Origin of the sequence: Parapedobacter luteus, from assembly GCF_900168055.1 — a bacterium.
In the GTDB taxonomy this organism is placed as follows: Bacteria; Bacteroidota; Bacteroidia; order Sphingobacteriales; family Sphingobacteriaceae; genus Parapedobacter; species Parapedobacter luteus.
Map to the genome: position 1 here is coordinate 129,369 of NZ_FUYS01000007.1, position 14,932 is coordinate 144,300.

The 14,932-nt window shown below is 48.0% G+C and carries 9 protein-coding genes and 1 pseudogene; 9 read left to right on the forward strand and 1 reads right to left on the reverse strand.

What is annotated here, in order from left to right:
* Window positions 1-22: 22 nt before the first annotated feature.
* The 4 genes from B5X72_RS14330 to B5X72_RS14345 all read left to right on the forward strand — a co-directional run bounded on the left by B5X72_RS14330 (window position 23) and on the right by B5X72_RS14345 (window position 7,277).
* Window positions 23-628: an RNA polymerase sigma factor gene (locus tag B5X72_RS14330; RefSeq protein WP_079717596.1), complete on the forward strand. Its 606-nt coding sequence runs from the start codon at window positions 23-25 to the stop codon at window positions 626-628.
* Window positions 629-796: 168 nt separating this feature from the next.
* Entirely contained in the window at window positions 797-2,035 is a 1,239-nt protein-coding gene (locus B5X72_RS14335) for a FecR family protein (protein WP_079717597.1), read from the forward strand.
* Between the two features lie 279 nt (window positions 2,036-2,314).
* A complete protein-coding gene (locus tag B5X72_RS14340) occupies window positions 2,315-5,761 on the forward strand; it encodes a SusC/RagA family TonB-linked outer membrane protein (protein ID WP_176146216.1) in 3,447 nt (1,148 codons plus the stop codon).
* Between the two features lie 28 nt (window positions 5,762-5,789).
* Window positions 5,790-7,277, forward strand: coding sequence for a RagB/SusD family nutrient uptake outer membrane protein (locus B5X72_RS14345; RefSeq protein ID WP_217698146.1), 1,488 nt, complete (start codon window positions 5,790-5,792; stop codon window positions 7,275-7,277).
* Between the two features lie 197 nt (window positions 7,278-7,474).
* Here B5X72_RS14345 and B5X72_RS14350 read toward each other — a convergent pair.
* Window positions 7,475-9,022: pseudogene (locus B5X72_RS14350) on the reverse strand (IS1182 family transposase).
* Between the two features lie 256 nt (window positions 9,023-9,278).
* On the opposite strand from B5X72_RS14350, the gene B5X72_RS14355 reads away from it, so the two are divergent.
* From B5X72_RS14355 to B5X72_RS14375, 5 genes are all read left to right on the forward strand, one after another.
* Window positions 9,279-9,737, forward strand: a complete 459-nt coding sequence (locus tag B5X72_RS14355; protein ID WP_079717599.1) for a hypothetical protein — start codon at window positions 9,279-9,281, stop codon at window positions 9,735-9,737.
* A 131-nt stretch (window positions 9,738-9,868) separates the two neighbouring features.
* A complete protein-coding gene (locus B5X72_RS14360; RefSeq protein WP_079717692.1) occupies window positions 9,869-11,215 on the forward strand; it encodes a dihydroorotase in 1,347 nt (448 codons plus the stop codon).
* An 18-nt stretch (window positions 11,216-11,233) separates the two neighbouring features.
* A complete protein-coding gene (locus B5X72_RS14365) occupies window positions 11,234-12,274 on the forward strand; it encodes a S66 peptidase family protein (RefSeq protein ID WP_079717600.1) in 1,041 nt (346 codons plus the stop codon).
* A gap of 1 nt (window position 12,275) precedes the next feature.
* The gene (locus B5X72_RS14370; RefSeq protein ID WP_079717601.1) at window positions 12,276-13,751 is read left to right on the forward strand and encodes a M14 family zinc carboxypeptidase; all 1,476 of its coding nucleotides are present in this window, start codon (window positions 12,276-12,278) and stop codon (window positions 13,749-13,751) included.
* Window positions 13,752-13,929: 178 nt separating this feature from the next.
* Window positions 13,930-14,928 carry a DUF6807 domain-containing protein gene (locus tag B5X72_RS14375; RefSeq protein ID WP_176146217.1) on the forward strand — a complete coding sequence of 333 codons (999 nt, stop codon included), beginning with the start codon at window positions 13,930-13,932 and terminating at the stop codon, window positions 14,926-14,928.
* Window positions 14,929-14,932 lie beyond the last annotated feature (4 nt).

Below are 14,932 nucleotides of genomic sequence, written 5' to 3' on the forward strand. Positions count from 1 at the left end.
CACCTGATCTTGATTTTTCATTATGTATTCAGATTCGGTTTCCTATTCAGATGAAGCACTATTTGAGCTTATCCAACATCGGGATGACCAAAATGCCTTCGCGGAGCTCTACAACCGGTATTGGGAATGCCTGTTGGATAGTGCCTTCCAACGTTTAAAATCTGTAGAAGCCGCCGAAGAGGTGGTACAAGAAGTTTTTGTTAATCTTTATATCCGGCGAAAAACGATTCGTTTGGAATCTTCTTTAGCGGCCTATTTGAAAACAGCGTTGAAATATAAAGTATTTAATTTATATCGTGCTGAACAGATTCATCATAAATATATGTCATCGGTGGTAAGTCAGGTAGTTACTGATTATCAAAGTCCGTATGAAAACCTTCAGAACAAGGAATTGAGTGAGCGAATTGAAACAGCCACAATGCTAATGCCTGATAAGTGTAGGGAAGTATTTTACCTAAGTCGATACGAATACCTTACACAACAGGATATTGCCTCCCGTTTAGGTATCACGTTAAGCACCGTAAAGAAGCATCTCACTAAGGCGCTTCGCATCCTACGGTCTGAATTATACAGCTACCGGCATGACGTATTCTTCGCTATGCTGTTTATCCAGTTCTGTAACCTATAACCCAATCAGTTTTGCAAGAATATTGATCTTCAGTGATTAAGCAGGCATCTGCTTGATCATTGCAGACCTTTTGAGCGGCAGTCCATCATGGCAGGTTAAATTTCTTTTAACACGAGTAGCACCTTTGCTTCGCTAATGTGACTATAAGATTAACGATGTATGTAGACAATGAAAGAACGTCAGGAGCGTATCGTAGAGCTTATTACGAAATTCAGGAACGGAACAGCCTTACCCGAGGAAATTGACGAGTTGGAAGCTTGGTATGCATCTTTTGATAGTGCAGATACATACAGTGCCGGATTGGGTGAAGCAGAGCGGAAGAAATTGAAAGATAAGAGTTTTCATAGGACATTAGCACGGATAAATCGTGAGCTTGGTCACCAAACCGGGGCATCGCATGACCGGAAAATTAGTTTGAAAACAGTAATCATTGTCGTGTTACTGCTGATAACGGTCGCTGGCGGCTATCATACCTGGCAAACGTTCACCCCAGTAGGCGATGATAAGCAGGTAGTCGTTGACGCAATGCCAGGGGGAAATAAAGCTACACTAATGCTTAGCGATGGTACCGAGATTTACTTGGATAGCGTAAGCAGTGGTTACTTGGCAGTCGAAAATGGTATGCGGATTACAAAATCAGAAGACGGACAGATTTTGTATGAATTTCAGGAGTCGCATGAGGCGAGGCATGCCGAGCAACCTGTCGTCCAAAAGGTGGTTTACAATACCATTACTACTCCGCCGGGAGGGCAGTATACCATCGTATTGCCGGATGGGACGAGAGTTTGGATGAATGCCTCCTCCACGCTCCGGTACCCCACTCGTTTTTCTGGTGGTGTCAGGGAAGTGGAACTTGATGGAGAAGCCTACTTCTCGGTAACTAGTAAACATACGAAATCCTCCCAAAAGATACCTTTTGTTGTAATAACGCCCGATTATAATGTGGAAGTTACAGGAACGGAATTTAACGTCAATGCGTATCCGGATGAAGCCTCCGTAAGCACCACCCTGGTCTCTGGCAGTGTAGACATCGTGGTCAAGCAAGGGAGCGAATCGTTCGCCGCAGAGCGGACAACATTGGAGCCGCATCAACAGGCGACCCTTCGAGGTAGCCGTGTAAATATCGAGCAGGTGGATGTAATGACCGCCACGGGCTGGAAAGACGGTTTTTTCTACTTTGATAATACCGATTTATACACGTTAGTCCGGCAGCTTTCCCGTTGGTACAATGTAGAAGTAAAGTATGCGCGGGGAATAAAAAATGATGTGTTTTTCGGGAAAATTCCGCGTAAATACACACTTGCCGAGGCGTTGAAAGTACTTGAATTGGGGGATGTACGCTTCAGGATTGTGGAATACCCCGTGCCATCAACGGACGAGCGAAAGCTATTGATTTTGGAGCCATAACACGCAGTAATTAGTAAAATAATCAATTAAAAATACAACGTATGAAAAAAGGTATACCCTAAAAAGCACGGAATAGGTAAAGACAAAACGCCGGGGATTGGTTCCAAGCGCTCCCCGGCAAAATGTCTGGGGCCTTGTCGTATCCCGATCAGATCGGGATAAGAGAGATTACAAACAACTACTAATCGTTTACCCAAACTTTACAAAAGTATGAAAATTACTCCATGTGTTAATGCCGGGTCATATTCTTGGCATGCAGCACTAAAATTATTCTTGGTTGTGAAACTTATCTTGTTGTTGGTGGTGGTGAGTTTACAAGTTTCTGCCAACGCATTCGCGCAAACTGTTACATTGTCTGTTTCCAATGTCCCGCTTTCCGATGTTTTCACGGCTATCGAGAAGCAAACCGGTTATCACTTCTTTTGGCGTGGTGCTGAAGTAACGGAGGCGAAAGTCACCGTTGATTTAAAAAACACACCACTGGAAGAAGCGGTTACGAAAATATTGGGTAACCTACCCTATTCGTATTCCATTACGAAGGAGTCCATCGTCATACGCCGGAAGCAACCGTTAACGGGCCGTAAATCTGAGAATAGCGTGAGGGTGTCCTCTCGACAGCAGACCGCCTCTGGCCGGGTGGTCGATCAGGACGGCAATCCAATTGCAGGGGTATCCGTTAAAGTTAAAGGAGGCCAATTGGCAACCATTACCAATGAAGACGGAATGTTCAGCTTATCAAATGTGCCAAATGGTGCCACGTTGGAAATCAGTTCGATAGGGTACACACGTGTTGAAGTAGCCGCTGGGGCAGGCCTTACTATCGAGTTGTCTGATCAAGTTAGTATCCTTGAAGAGGTAGTGGTCATCCCTTATGGTACGGCCACAAGAGCTACATATACGGGTTCTGTTGCGCAGATTGGAAGTGAAGCCATCGAGAAAAGACCGATTACGAACGTTACAAATGCACTGGTTGGGGCTGCCCCTGGCGTGCAGACCAGTATTGCAGGAGGCTCCCCTGGATCCGAACCCACGGTACGGATTAGAGGTTTCGGATCCATCTCAGCTTCTAATAACCCGCTGTACGTGGTCGATGGCGTTCCTTATGATGGAACGACAACCAGTCTCAATCCAGATGACATCGAGTCGGTATCCGTGTTAAAAGATGCAGCCACAACGGCGTTATATGGCTCACGGGGAGCAAACGGCGTCATTATGATTACGACCAAAAAAGGTAAGGCAGGAAGGAATTCGTTATCTTTTAAAGCTACAGCAGGCGTCGTAGAACGTGGTTTGCCAGAATATGATCGCGTGGATGCGTTTCAATACTATCCAATGATGTGGGAAGTCCAACGAAACACGTTACATTATGGCTCGGGAATTCCATTGGATGTGGCCAATAGCATCGCTTCTGGATTGACAACTGAGTATAACGGCAACAATTACTCTGGCGTTCATAGCTTGTTGGGCTATAATCCGTTTAATGTTGCATCAGACGCTGTTGTGGACCTTAATGGCAATCTAAACCCTAATGCACGGCTGCTGTATGCAGACGACCTTAATTGGTCTGAGCAAGCTGCAACCGGAGGAAAAAGTAGGCAAAACTACATGTTATCGTATGATGGTGGTAATGAAAAGAGTAACTTCTTTGGTTCATTGGCTTACACCAATGAACAAGGCTATTTGATTAAATCGAAGCTAGAACGGTTCAATGGTCGCTTAAATGTCGCTACTCAGCCGGTTTCTTGGTTTAATACAGGGTTGAACCTGAGCGGGACATATACGATGACTAAACCGGAAAACTCTGGAGGAAGTTCATTTATTAATCCTTTTTACATTTCCCGGTTTATCGCGCCGATCTATCCTGTTCATTTGCATGATCCAGTAACAGGAGAATACCTATTGGATGAAAATGGCAATCGGCAATACGACTTCGGTGACGGGCGTCCATTCAGCAGCGGCAGACATACGATCTTCGAAAACTTAAATGATGATCAATTGGAGATTCTTGGCGCACTTAATGCGCGTGCCTTTGCGGAGGTATTATTTCACCCGACGTTGAAATTTCGTTCAAACATTGCTTTTGATTTGGACGACCGGCATCGTCGTACGTATGATAATCCAATATTGGGCGATGGTGCACCATCGGCACGCTCGTATCACAATTTTTATAGAAGGACAAGTTACACGTTCAATAATGGGTTGGAATACGACAAGCGATTTGGTGACCACCATTTAACCGCACTCGCGCTGCATGAGGTCTACGCTTATAAATATAACACGTTGGCTGGCAGCCGTTCGGGTATTATTGTCGACGGGATTACCGAACTTCCTAATTTTGCAAACGTATTGGGTGTATCTTCGGTTGAGGACCGCGCCACCATCGAAAGTTTCTTGGGTAGGGTTGCCTATGATTTTGACCAAAAATATGTGTTGAGTGCAAGTTTGCGGAGAGACGGAAATTCCAGGTTCCACCCTGATTTTCGCTGGGAGACATTCTGGTCTGTTGGTGGAGCATGGAACATTGAAAAGGAAAGTTTTTTTCAGGTAAGCTGGGTTGATTACTTAAAGCTGCGTGCTTCCTATGGTACGGTGGGCAATGATGCAGGTCTGGGCTATTACCCTTATCAGGCGTTGTATACCCTCGGAAGGAATAACGCCGGGGAGCCGGGTTTCGTGCAAGCATCCCTGCCGAATGACAGCCTAACGTGGGAGACGGCAAAGAATTTTGATTTAGGGTTGGAGTTCAGCGTGCTAAAAGGACGCTTGAACGGTGCCGTTGAATTCTTCAACAAGGTGACCGATGGGTTGATTTTTCCGGTACCGCAGCAGTTGGCCAACGGAGGAACTACAGGCGGTAGTCACAACTTTGAAATCGACATGAATATTGGAAGCTTGTACAATCGGGGCGTTGAAGTTCAATTGAATGGTCATATCGTCAAGACCGATAATTTCAATTATACGGCAGCGCTCAATTGGACGTCGTTCAAAAACCAAATTACAAAAATGCCCAGTAATCAACCGTTGTTAATATCATCCGGTACCGGCAATACTAATAAAGGGTACAGCGAGGGCCATTCGATCTATGATTTTTACATGCGTGAGTTCTATGGTGTGGATCCGGAAACGGGAGACGCGCTTTATAAAACAAATATCACAAGCGACAATACGCAAATCATCGGGCAAGACACCGTCACCAATCAATACAGTGAGGCTAATCTCCGCTATACTGGAACTTCGTCGATCCCCGATTTCTACGGGTCAATGACCCATACATTTGCATACAAAAACTTCTCACTCGGTATCCAATTCACTTATCAGGTAGGCGGCGAGGTTTATGACTTTGCATATGCTTCTTTGATGCACGGAGGAACCTATGGCACCGCGCTGCATACGGATATCATCAACAGGTGGCGGCAACCTGGAGACATTGCCGATGTGCCCCGATTGGACAACGGCAATATTACTAACCAAACAGGAGCAAGTACACGTTTCTTAACAAGTGCGTCCTATTTACAGCTGAATTCCGTGATCCTTTCTTATAACGTACCAAGCCGCTGGCTCGATCGTATCCATGCGCAACGTGCAAGTGTGTTTTTAAGTGGAGAAAATCTGGCCTTACTTTCAGCAAGGAAAGGAATGGATGTATCTGGTAGTTTTAATGGCTCAGTAGGCAATGATTATACGTTTAGCCGCATTTTTTCGGCTGGTATCAACTTGAATTTCTAGTTTGTTTAGGGTTTAAAATTGAAAAACAATGATGAAGATAATTAGATATGGATTTATTGCCACGCTGGTACTGGGTTCCTTGAGCGCTTGCGATAAGGAGTTCTTGGAAACTGCTCCTACCGATCAAGTGGCAACGGGCGACGCCTTTAGTACAACAAATAACGCGTGGGCGGCTTTGAATGGAGTCCACCGTATTTTATATTCACAGATATTCGGGCGCCAAGCGCAAGGCGGTCAAAGTGGTAACATGATGTATATGGACGTATTGGGAGAGGACGTCGTGTTTTCTAGCAGTGCCAACTCTTGGTTTCGAGACGACTACCGGTGGATCGCGCATCGGCTTTCTACTAGCGATATTACTAAGTACAATTATTTATTTTATTATGTAGTAATTGGCAATGTGAATATGATTTTGGCCAATATCGATGGCGCCGAAGGGCCAGAGGCTGATAAAGCGGCCATTAAAGGGCAATCGTTGGTCTACCGGGCATGGAGTTATTTCCAGTTGGTACAATTGTACGGAAAACGCTATGTCGCCGGTGGGGATAACAGTGGTCTGGGCGTACCCTTGGTGCTTGAGCCAACTACAGCAATAACGCCACGAGCAACAGTAGAAGCGGTGTATGCACAGATTAATACAGATCTCGATGAAGCGATGGGATTATTGCAAGGATATTCGAGGGCAAATAAATCACATTTTGACCTAAATGTGGCGAAGGGTATCAAGGCCCGTGTTGCTTTGGCACAGCAAAATTGGCCAATAGCAGCACAGATGGCTCGTGAAGCTCGTGAGGGATATCCACTGATGAGCCACACCGATTACCTAAGTGGTTTTAACAATTATAGCAACCAGGAATGGATGTGGGCGTCGCATATTCAATCGGATCAGACAAACTATTTCTATTCATTTTTTGCGTATATGTCTAATAACTATAATTCTACTGCTATACGTACGAATCCAAGGCTTATTTTTTCGGTATTATATGATCAAATTGCGGACACCGACATTCGTAAACAGCTTTGGGATCCGACGGGTGAAAATGTAGAAGAGTTTCCTACCCCCCCCAATGGCTCACGTTATCCGTATTACAGCCGTAAATTCAGCGTAGCTGATCCTGGGATGAGCATCGGCGATGTGCCATATATGCGTGGTGCCGAAATGATCTTGGTGGAGGCCGAGGCATTGGCCAGGAACGGGCAAGACGCAGATGCTGCTGAGGTCTTGTTTGAATTGGCTAGTAATAGAGATCCCGAATACACGCTTTCTACAAATCGCGGTCAGGCGCTCGTCGACGAAATAATGTTTCAACGACGTGCGGAGCTTTGGGGTGAAGGTTTTCGTTTCTATGATCTTAAACGGACCAATAGCCCCTTGGATCGAAATGGTGGCAATCACAACGGCTCATATACCAACGGTGTATTTGATGTACCTGCTGGGGATATCCGGTGGGAGTTCCTCATTCCACAAGACGAAATCAATAATACCAACGGTGTGGTCGTCCAAAATCCTCAATAAAACGTCACCAACTTAATAGAGGCCGTCTCAAAAGTACCGAGACGGCTTTTTTCGTTTTTTATATTTATCGGGTCCGTTTACCGGGGATATTCTTATTCCCGTTTTTTTGGTTGATTATAGGCTTAATGCAATTTTGTTGAGGGGATAGCGGGTTCGGGAAAGGCCCTTTGTATGCATTTTTGGGGGGAGGACAGGGCTTAGGATGCCCTTTTTCTAAGGTTGTGTGCCAATGCCAGCAACCCTATTTCCAGATTGACCTTATCCAGTCCACGGAGCATGAACCGCTTGAAACCGTGGTTGTGTTTGATGTTCCCGAATACCGGCTCCACGTCATGGCAGCGCTGCTTACGCTTTTTTATTCCCCGCTTGCTTTTCAGTCTTTTCTCGGCCTGCCTTTTCAGTCGGTTCAGGTTGTGGTTCACCTGTATGATACGATTTCCCTGCTGCTGGTGGCACTGTGGCCGTAAAGGGCATCCTTCGCAGCTGCGGGCCCGGTATAGGGTGATGGTCTGGCCGAACCCCGTGCCGGTTCGAGGGTTCCGGGTTCCGATGCTGTCCATCGGTTCCCCGCTGGGGCAGTAATACAGGTCCCTGTCCGGGTCATATGCCAGCTTATCCACGGTATAGGGCTTTTTGCTCCGGATGTTCCCGTTTTGGTCACGGTCGAAGTAATTGTGCTTGACGTATGCGCCGATCGGCTTCTTTTCCAACCAGCGGTAGTTCTCCTCACTGCCGTATCCCGCATCGGCGGTGACATTGGCCGGCTTGCCGTAATCGCTGATATGCTGCTCCAGGTGGGGGATGAGCGTGGTGGTGTCAGTTGTGCGCTGATGGATGCTGTAGGAAGCGATATATTGGTTATTGGTGCTGATCTACACATTGTAGGCCGGTTTGAGCTGGCCGTTTTTCATGTGGTCTTCCTTCATCCGCATGAAGGAGGCATCCGTATCGGTCTTGCTGTAGCTGCTGCGGCCTTCCCCAAGGACCCCTTCCTGCCGGGCATAGCGTTCAAGGGCGTCGGGCCACCGGTTTTTCGCATAATTCAGCTTCTGCTTCACTTTCTTGTCAACTTTGGCCCCGCTGGCTTTCAACGCATCGTTGATTTTCGCTATGGTATCCTTTACCTTTTCGCTGTCGATGGGACCGTTGCCCGGTGGTTCGGGGTCATCGAGCTCCGAGGCGGCGACGCCTTTGGCATATTCCCAGAGTTCATTCAACTGCTTTTTGATCCGCTCCTTACTATGCTTGATGGCATTGCCCCACACAAAGGTGTACCGGCCCGCATTGGCCTCGATCTTGGTGCCGTCGGTGTAGAGCTCCTTTATGCTCAACAGCCCTTCTTCGCATAACAACAGCACGACCTGCGTGAAAATGGGCCTGAGGCAGCCCTGAAGGCGCTTCCCCCGGAAACGGTTGATCGTATTGTGGTCCGGTCGGCTCATACCGGAAAGCCACATGTAATGGATGTTCTGGCTGACCGTTTCTTCGATCCTGCGGCTGCTGTAAAGGTTGTTGATGTAGGAATACACCAACACTTTCAATAGCATCCGTGGATGGTAGCTCGATGTACCGCCGGGCCGGTACTGCCGCAATAGTTCAGTGATGTCGATCCGCTCAAGGATGTCGTTAACCACACGGACGGGATGGTCCGATGGAATAAGTTCCCCCAGATCCGGTGGCAGTAACATCGTCTGCCCCTGCAGGTTCCGCTTGAATACCACCGTGCTTGTCTTGCCTCTTGCCATACCCGAAAGATATGGATCAATACATTGATATACAATAAAATAAGAACAAAAAACTTCTAACAGGATATAAGCGATATTGTGGAAAACGCCGGAATAACCAAACTTGCAGAAGCAAAAGGCTGCCTCAAGAAATTACTTTTGAGACAGCCTCTTTTCTATGCCGATGACCGTGTCTCGTTAAACCTTGGCACAATTGCTGCAGTCAAACTTGTACCAAAGCAAACTGGTATATTGTTTAACATAAAACGAAAAAGCCATGAAACAGCTGATGATTTACGTTGCCGCGATAGTGTTCAGTGTTGTGTCCGTTTCTGAAGCAACTGCCCAAGGCAGAGGAAAGGCGCATGAAAAGGCAAGGAAGGAGCACGCGAAGTACCATGAAAAACGGCAGAAAGCCGCCTACAAACGCGATAAAGAAATCGCCAAGTCGTACCGCGAATACTATAAAGAGCGTGATAAAGCATATCGCGCATACGTAAAACGGGAAAATAAACGCTACCGTGACCACGATCGCTGGTATTACGACCGGCGTTTTCACCGGCGGTCCGATTACGTCTACTTCCCAGCCTACCGTACGTATTATGACCCATACCGTAGGGGGTATGTCTACTGGCGAAACAGCGGATGGGTATTTGCTCAGACTATGCCTTCGTTTATGGTTGGAATAAACCTCGGTGCTGCAAATGTGCAGTTCATGGCTAATTTGCCCATCTAATCCGGTAGGTCGTACTGAACAAAAGGCTACCGCGAACACGTTGCGGTAGCCTTTTGTTTATTTCACTTTTTTACGTTCATTTGTATGGGCAAGGCTTTGCGCATGGGCAAAGGCACCGAATCAGCGATTACATGACAAAACAGACATCACCGATACTCATCAAAGCACCGACAATCGTCAATGAAGGGCGGGTCTACATTTCAGACGTATTAATTGTTAACGGCGTAATTGAACGGATTGCGCCCGGAATCGCACACCCTACGGCTATTGAAATCAATGCCGAAGGCTTGCACCTACTGCCCGGTCTGATAGATGACCAAGTCCATTTCCGGGAGCCGGGCCTTACCCATAAGGCTGATATCTGGCATGAGAGCCGCGCAGCGGTGGCAGGCGGCACGACATCCTTCATGGAAATGCCCAATACCGTACCCAACACGCTTACCCAGCAGTTGCTGCAGGACAAATACGATATGGCGGCCCGGCAATCCCTCGCCAATTATTCGTTTTACATGGGGGCGGCGAATGACAATCTTGATGAGGTGCTGCGTACCGACCCCCGGAAGGTCTGTGGCATCAAGGTCTTTATGGGCTCGTCCACCGGCAATATGCTGGTGGATGACGAACATACCCTCGAAGGCTTATTTGCCAATTCGCCGATGCTTATTGCTACGCATTGCGAAGATGAGGCCACCATCAGGCAAAACCTGGCCCGATATAAGGCGTTGCACGGCGACGACTTGACCATTGATATGCATCCGCTTATCCGCTCGGCAGAGGCTTGTTATATATCTTCATCCCGGGCTGTGACCCTTGCCAGGAAACACGGCACGCGCTTGCATGTCTTGCACATTTCTACGGCACAAGAGACCGATTTATTCGATAAGGACATACCGCTGCCGGCCAAGCGGATTACCGCAGAGGCATGTGTACATCACCTTTGGTTCAGTGATGCGGACTACGCGGAGAAAGGTAACTTCATTAAGTGGAATCCTGCAGTGAAAACGGCCCAAGACCGTGCCGGCATCCTTCAGGCTGTGCTGGATGGCCGGATAGATGTGATTGCTACTGACCATGCTCCCCATACGCTGGCCGAAAAATCCCAACCATATTCCCAGGCTCCATCTGGAGGCCCGCTCGTCCAGTATGCTTTGCAGGCACTGTTGGACATGTATCATGCAGGCAAGCTGACGTTGGAACAACTTGTGCAAAAAACGGCTCACAATACGGCGACTTGCTTCCGGATTGATAGACGTGGTTTCATCCGTGAAGGTTACTGGGCAGATCTGGTCTTGGTGAATTTGCATGAGCCACATACCGTCAACAAGGAAAACATCTTATCGAAATGTGGTTGGTCGCCTTTTGAGGGGCATACTTTCCAGTCGACTATCACGCATACGCTTGTATCAGGCAACTTGGTGTACGATCGAGGTGCCTTGCAGGAAAATAGCAACGGACAACGTTTGCTGTTCAACCGATAATATGTCCCTAACGGTGCTATGAATAAACGAACATTCATCAAAACATTGGGTATGGGCATCGCCGCCCTGTCCGGATCAAACCTGTACTTAAGTGCTGCGCCAGCCCGTGTCTCATCTATTTACCCACCCCGCATCCGTAAGGGCGATACCGTTGGTATCATTACCCCCTCATCACCGCTGTTAAGTGACGAAGGGTATGCCATCGCTGATAAGAACATCAGTAAACTTGGACTTCGCATCAAATGGGGACAGCACGTAGGGCAAAAATATGGGCATCTTGCCGGCAAAGATGAGGACCGGATTGCCGATATACACCGGATGTTCGCCGATCCCGACGTGAAGGCCATTGTGTGTCTACGGGGTGGTTCGGGCTCGACAAGATTGCTCGACAAATTGGACTATGGGTTGATTGCCCGTAATCCCAAAATATTTTTGGGTTATAGCGATATTACGGCGTTCCACCAGGCCATTCACACGCAGACCGGATTGGTTACCTTCCACGGTGCCGTAGCCAATAGTGTATGGACGCCGATGGTTATTGAGCAATTCGAACAGCTCTTTTTTTACGGTAAAGTACCGGACTATGCCCGGCTGGAAATGCAGGTGCATGCAAAAGGGCGTCTTCAGCGTGCCATCCAGACCATTACGCCCGGAATAGCAGAAGGCAAGCTGCTGGGAGGAAACCTCACCGTGCTGACGACACTCGCTGGCTCAACGTATTTTCCGGACTTTGAAGACAGCATCCTGTTTTTGGAAGATGTCGGCGAAGAACCATATCGTATTGACCGTATGCTGAGTCAGTTGGCGCTGTCGGGAGCGCTGGGCAAGATCAAAGGGTTCATCTTTGGCAAATGCACGGATTGTGAGGCAAGATATCCCAGCAAATCGCTGACTTTAGAACAAATATTGAACGATTACGTTTTAGCATTGGGGATACCAGCCTACCAGGGGGCACTTATCGGGCATATCGATGAGCAACTTATCCTGCCGGTTGGTGCACGGGTGCGTATAGATGCTGCCAAAGGAAGCATTACCGTATTGGACAATATATTTCGATAGTATGAAGCATTTCGCTTATCTGATTACCTTCATATTGATATCCGCGGCCTGCCAAGGCGTTGGGCAACGTCAGCTTATGTACACGCCCGACACGGCAAAGCTGGCCAAGGCCTTCGAAACTTATCGAGAGCCAACGATTACGCATCGTCGTTTCAAACATGCAGACATCGAGCCGCTTATCCTTAAGCGTAAGGGAGGACAGGTCTTTGAAGTGACCCAATTGGGTGTTTCGGTGCTTAAAAAACCCATTTATCAATTGAAATACGGCGCAGGTCCAAAGAAGGTGATGCTTTGGTCGCAGATGCATGGCAATGAACCTACCGCTACCATGGCGTTGATGGATTTGTTCAACTTTTTGGAGGCGGAAGGGGACGGCATGGACAGTATCCGCAGCCTGCTGAAAACAGCGACAAGTCTCTATTTTATCCCTATGCTTAACCCCGACGGTGCCGATGTATTTACTCGTCGCAACGCCATGGATGTCGATTTGAACCGCGATGCGCGGGCCGGCGCCACGGTGGAAGGGCGGATACTGATTAATGCAGCCAAGGCCGTGCAGCCTCGCTATGGTTTCAACCTGCACGATATGAATATATATTACAATGTGCCTGGTACACCCACTCCAGTGACCATCGCCCTATTGGCTCCCGCCTATAATGCCGAACGGGATATTAATCAGGTGCGGGGCGATGCCATGAAGATTGCTGCAGGAATAAACCGTGTTTTGCAGGACTTTGTGCCGGGCGGTGTGGCCAAGTACGATGATACCTATACACCCAGGGGCTTCGGCGACAATTTCCAAAGTTGGGGAGCGAGCACCGTATTGATTGAGTCGGGTGGGTACAAGGGCGATCCGGAAAAGCAGTTTATTCGCAAGCTCAATTTCATCATTATCTTAAATGCGTTAATCGAAATCGCGCAGGAAAGCTACCATCAATATGATATTGACGAATATGAAGCCATCCCGTTTAGCGATTCGAAGCTTTCCGACGTCCTTTTGCGCAACGTGGGTGCGTCGCGCGATTCAATTTCCTACAAAGTAGACCTGTCGATCAACCGGGACGAACAAACGGAAGGAAGCGACTACTACGTGCAGTCGCGGATTACCGATGTGGGCGACTTAAGAGAAAGTTACGGATATGCTGAATTGGATGCAGATGGGTATTATTTTATGGCCGGCAAAATCCATCCGAACGTATTCGGCAGCATAGAAGAGGTATCGTTGGAGCAGGCAATGGGTTATTTGCGCCAAGGTTATTATGCGGTTCAAGTAGCGCGGTTGCCCGAACAGCGTTTGCACGGCTTGCCTTTGGTTGTTTTCCATCAGCGCAGCCCCGTTCCTGCCAGCCCCAATCTGGGCAGGGAAGCTAATTTCTTCCTTGCGCGTGACGGTGTGCCTGCTTATGCAATTATCAATGGGTATCTGATCGATCTCTCGGTTACACCTCAGGTGGAGTTTAAGAATTATATACGGTGACCGGCTATCTCTTAAATTTAGTATAACGGTTGACTGATGCCTAAATCGCCGAAAGCCCGCTGATTTTGCAGGTAAATGGTGATTGGTTCTTCGCTTTGCTATTGGATTTTGATAACTTTATTGCAAAGATGCGTGCCATTCCGGTGTTGGTTGTTATTATGAATCTATTTTGCCCGTGTTGAAGACATTTCGAACGACGTTCTTGCTGTGCATCGGTGCATTGTCCGGCGCTTCTGGACAAGTATCGCTAAAGGAGCCGGCCTACGCTGCCGATAAGGGAGCGGATGAACTGGTATTGAAAAATCCGGCAGGCGACACGTTGCTTGCTTACCGGTACACCGTAAAACCGCCCCCGCCAGGTGTCGACGGGGTTTATGGCCGATCAGGCTATATTCATCCCTTAAAGACTCTTTCGGGCCATGTGCTTACTTGTATACAGCCGGCTGATCACTATCACCATTACGGTATTTGGAACCCCTGGACGCGTGTAGCGTATAAGGGTAAGGTGTACGACCTCTGGAACATTGGCGACAAACAGGGAACTGTACGGTTCGTAAAATTTGCAGATATCTTTCAAAATGAGCACGGAGCAGGCTTTGAAGCCGTACACGACCATGTTGTCTTCGAGGATGGCCGCGAAATTCCCATTATCAGGGAACACTGGCGCATCGCGATATCCCAATTGGATGCAAACCGGTATCAATGTGATATCCGTTCCACGTTTGCGCCTGTCGGAGCCGCAGACGTGACGCTGCAAACGTACCGGTATGGTGGGTTGGTATTCAGGGCCACGGAAGCGTGGACCAATGCCAACAGTGACGTACTGACGTCCAGCGGGAAAAACCGCGATGACGCAGACGGATCGTCGGAACGCTGGGCAATAGTGTCGGGTAATCTCGGAGAAGAACAGGGCGGAATTTTATTTTTATCCTATCCCGAAAATTACAATTTCCCTGAGCCTGTACGGGTGTGGCCGGCCGATGCCAATGATGGCCGGGGCGATCAATTTTTTAATTTCTCACCGACCAAAAATAAGGATTGGGTGTTGCACAACGGAAAAACCTATACGTTACGATATCGGCTTGTCGTTTTTGACGGTGTATTATCACGGGAAGAGGCTGAGCAGTTGTGGGAAACGTTCGCTGCGGCTAACCAGGATGATGCTGCTAATTATTAAATAT

Excerpts from the sequence above, each read along its gene's own strand:
- B5X72_RS14330 (WP_079717596.1), top strand. The coding sequence starts at position 23 with ATGTATTCAGATTCGGTTTCCTATTCAGATGAAGCACTATTTGAGCTT.
- B5X72_RS14335 (WP_079717597.1), top strand. The coding sequence starts at position 797 with ATGAAAGAACGTCAGGAGCGTATCGTAGAGCTTATTACGAAATTCAGG.
- B5X72_RS14345 (WP_217698146.1), top strand. The coding sequence starts at position 5,790 with ATGATGAAGATAATTAGATATGGATTTATTGCCACGCTGGTACTGGGT.
- B5X72_RS14355 (WP_079717599.1), top strand. The coding sequence starts at position 9,279 with ATGAAACAGCTGATGATTTACGTTGCCGCGATAGTGTTCAGTGTTGTG.
- B5X72_RS14360 (WP_079717692.1), top strand. The coding sequence starts at position 9,869 with ATGACAAAACAGACATCACCGATACTCATCAAAGCACCGACAATCGTC.
- B5X72_RS14365 (WP_079717600.1), top strand. The coding sequence starts at position 11,234 with ATGAATAAACGAACATTCATCAAAACATTGGGTATGGGCATCGCCGCC.
- B5X72_RS14370 (WP_079717601.1), top strand. The coding sequence starts at position 12,276 with ATGAAGCATTTCGCTTATCTGATTACCTTCATATTGATATCCGCGGCC.